The following is a 313-nucleotide window of genomic DNA, read 5'->3' on the forward strand; positions in this document are numbered from 1 at the left end:
ATTGTTTCCGTTGTCAACACTATAGAAATCAACATACGGATTGGCATTAAAACTCACCCCGTCGTATCGGTCCTCGTATTCATTGGTTGCCCCTTGCACGTAACCTACCAGCATTTGCTTGAAAACTCCCTTTGTATTGGTCATATTCAGCCATACGTGGTGTGCATCAGTAGTTTCTTTTGATGCGGATTTGAAAAACTGTGTGTTATCGGCAGCTCCAAGTCGCATGTCATTGTTAAAGGTTACCGTTCCGCCAGCTTTGGACGTTGCAAAGAAGGATTGTCCGGCGCCTATGAATCCAGATGGTTCCTCG

At 45.4% G+C, this 313-nt stretch carries 1 pseudogene; it reads right to left on the minus strand.

From position 1 onward, the window contains the following. Nucleotides 1-313: pseudogene (locus RT99_RS25440) on the minus strand (hypothetical protein); the annotation flags it as partial.

Origin of the sequence: Flavobacterium sp. MEB061 (genome assembly GCF_000834715.1) — a bacterium.
Lineage (GTDB): Bacteria > Bacteroidota > Bacteroidia > Flavobacteriales > Flavobacteriaceae > Flavobacterium > Flavobacterium pectinovorum.